Below are 232 nucleotides of genomic sequence, written 5' to 3' on the forward strand. Positions count from 1 at the left end.
AAATCCTCGAGATCATCGATCTGTCGGCCCGTGTCGAGCACGTGCTGGCACTGCTGGATGCCGAAATCGACCTGCTGCAGGTTGAAAAACGCATTCGCGGTCGCGTCAAAAAGCAAATGGAGCGCAGCCAGCGCGAGTACTACCTGAACGAACAGGTCAAGGCGATCCAGAAGGAACTGGGCGAAGGCGAAGAAGGCGCGGATCTCGAGGAGCTCGAGAAGCGCATCAACGC

1 protein-coding gene is annotated in these 232 nt (G+C 57.8%); it reads left to right on the top strand.

Features of this window, described 5'->3' with window-relative positions:
* A partial coding sequence (locus tag AAEY83_RS18865) for a hypothetical protein (RefSeq protein ID WP_351061773.1) occupies positions 1-232 on the top strand: 232 nt, incomplete at both ends.

It is taken from the genome of Psychrobacter sp. TB20-MNA-CIBAN-0197, from assembly GCF_040309765.1.
GTDB lineage: Bacteria > Pseudomonadota > Gammaproteobacteria > Pseudomonadales > Moraxellaceae > Psychrobacter > Psychrobacter submarinus.